We start from the raw sequence: 2590 nt of genomic DNA, 5'->3' as shown, positions 1-2590 counted from the left end.
CGGTTTCGAGAAGCCTTCTAACGACCAAGCCGAGAAGCGTAAGCTGTTCAGCCAGGCGGTCAGGCCGTGGGGGTGCCGATGCGGGCGGCGAGGATGGTGATGTCGTCTTCGGCGGGGGTGGGGGCGAAGCGGTCCATGAGGGTGTCGCACAACTGGTTGAGGTCGTGGTGCGCTCCGGTGAGAACGCGGGTGAGTTCGTCCAGACGCTCGTCCAGGTCGATCCCGCGGATTTCGATGAGGCCGTCGGTGTAGAAGACGATGATGCTGCCCGGGTCCAGGATGATCTCGGTGGTGTAGAAGGGGATACCGCCGATACCCAGGGGGGCGCCGGCGGGCAGATCGAGCAGGCGCGCTGTGCCGTCGGGTGTCACGAGGGCGGGCGGGGGGTGGCCTGCGCGGCCGAGTTGGCAGCGGCGGGCAGTGCAGTCACAGACCGCGTACAGGCAGGTTGCCAGGAGAGGGCTGTCGAGTTCCTGCAGTGCCTCGTCGAGGTGGTGAAGGAGTTGGTCGGGGGGCAGGTCGAGGTGAGTGAAGGCGCGCACAGTGGTGCGCATCTGCCCCATGATCGCGGCAGCTTGGATGCCGTGGCCCATCACATCGCCGATGACCAGGGCGCCCTTACCGCGGGCGAGGGTGGCGACGTCGAACCAGTCCCCTCCGACCTCGTGGACGTCGGAGGCGGGCCGGTAGCGGTGGGCGATCTCGATGCCTGCCGGGGGTTTCGGGAGGCTGGGAAGCATGCTGCGCTTCAAGGTGAGCGCGACGTCGTGCTCGCGGTGATACAGCCGGGCGTTGTCGATACAGACGGCGGCGTGGGCGGCCAGATCGCTGGCGAGCGCAAGGTCGGCGGCGTCGAAGGCGGGCCGGTCGCCATCCCGCAGGAAGGTGGCGACGCCGAGGACGAGGCCGCGGGCGGTGAGGGGCACCATCATCATCGACGTCACGCCCAGGGAGCGGAGCCGTTCGGGAATCGAGGAGTAGCGGGCGGCCTGGGCGACGGCACGGGCGTCGATGCGGCGCAGGAGGAAGGGTCGACGGTCTATGACAGCCTGCGCGTAGGGTGCGCTGGCGGGGAAGTGCAGGGTGCGGCCGACGGGGGTGAGGATGTCGGCGGCCGGGTGGCCTCCAGCGGGGGTCTTGCCGAGGCGGCGCAGGGCGGCGCCGCCCCACAGGCTGGTCATCGGCTCGGCGGCTTCGGTGAGGTCGGCCAGGGCGTCGACGGTGGCGATGTCGGCGAGGCGGGGCACGGCGATGTCGGCCAACTCCTGTCCCGTTCGGTCCGCGTCGAGGGTGGTTCCGATCTGCAGCGTGGCATCGTTGAGCAGCGCCAGGCGTTGACGGCCGGCGGCGGCCTCCTGCTCGTTCTTCTCCTGGGCGGTGACATCGATGATCGAGGCGTTGATCCCCAGCGGTTCGCCCTCCGCGTCCTCCAGGCGGAAGTAGGAGCAGGACCACACGCGGTCGTGTTCGGGGTCGGCAGGTGTGCGGCCGATGCGGCGGAAGTTCACCACGGGGTCACCGGTGACCAGGACCCGTCGCATCGCCGCCTCCATCTGCTCGCTGTTGACCCCAGGGAGTACCTCCGAGAGCCGGTGTCCTATGTGCGCTGCGGCCGGTAGCCCGTTCATCGCCTCCAGGGCGCGGTTGACCTGCTGGAACCGCAGCTTGGTGTCGAAGATCGCCAGACCCACCGGTGAGCGGGCGAACAGCGCGTCCAGCAGGCCACCGACTTCACGGGCCTGACGGGCTTCGCGGGCGTCGGCGGCCAGGAGCAGCACGTCCCAGCCCTCCCCACTCTGCGCGGTCACCGGGCACCCCCACACCTCCATGCCGACGGTGGAGCCGTTCTTGTGCCGTATGGGGAAGTGCCCGGTCACGCTGCGTCCAGCGGCAACCGCGTCATGCACGGCGTGGGCCTCGGGGCGATGGTCGGGGAGAACGAGGTCGGTGAGGTCACGGCCGATGACCTCGCCGTCGGCGTAGCCGAGCAGCTCAGGGGCGGCCTTCGCCCACCGCGTGATCCGTCCGGTGCCGTCGGAGACGATCAAGGCGACAGGCAACATGTTCCACCATGCTGCGGTCTGCCCGACCGCGGCCACCCCCTCCCCGGCCTGCGTGGGGTCCGGCATCGCGAGTGCTCCATACTGCTGCTTTTCCATGATGAACGGGGTTTGTGGGCGGCACCGGCGTCGGTGCGGCGGCTACGGGTCGGGGATGATTGCTGTACCTACGGCATGCGCAGCACCTGCTCGGCCCAGATGGTCTTGCCGGTGCGGGTGTAGCGGGTGCCCCAGCGCTGAGTGAACTGGGCGACCATGAACAGGCCGCGGCCGCCCTCGTCGAATGCTCGGGCCCGGCGCAGATGAGGACTGACGCTGCTCCCGTCGCTGACCTCGCAGATCAGGGTCTCACCCTTGATGAGCCGCAGCCTGATCGGCCCTCTGGCGTGCCGCATCGCGTTGGTGACCAGCTCGCTCACCACCAGTTGCGTGACGAACGCGGCCTCTGCCAGTCCCCACCGGGCGATCTGCTCCGCGGCGAGCCGGCGGGCGTTGGCGACGACGGCGGGATTGCTGGGCAGGTCCCAGGT

At 69.6% G+C, this 2590-nt stretch carries 2 protein-coding genes; both read right to left on the bottom strand.

The window, feature by feature from the left end:
- Positions 1–59 precede the first annotated feature (59 nt).
- Positions 60–2159 (bottom strand): SpoIIE family protein phosphatase, encoded by a 2100-nt coding sequence (locus BZY54_RS46310; RefSeq protein ID WP_086731334.1) that lies wholly within the window; start codon positions 2157–2159, stop codon positions 60–62.
- Positions 2160–2227: 68 nt separating this feature from the next.
- Positions 2228–2590 (bottom strand): ATP-binding protein (locus BZY54_RS46305; RefSeq protein ID WP_143668348.1); only part of this gene is annotated, 363 nt, incomplete at its 5' end.

The sequence above is a fragment of the Streptomyces carpinensis genome (assembly GCF_002154505.1).
Lineage (GTDB): Bacteria > Actinomycetota > Actinomycetes > Streptomycetales > Streptomycetaceae > Streptomyces > Streptomyces carpinensis.
This window is presented reverse-complemented; position numbering and strand designations above follow the sequence as displayed.

Excerpts from the sequence above, each read along its gene's own strand:
- BZY54_RS46310 (WP_086731334.1), bottom strand. The coding sequence starts at position 2,159 with ATGGAAAAGCAGCAGTATGGAGCACTCGCGATGCCGGACCCCACGCAG.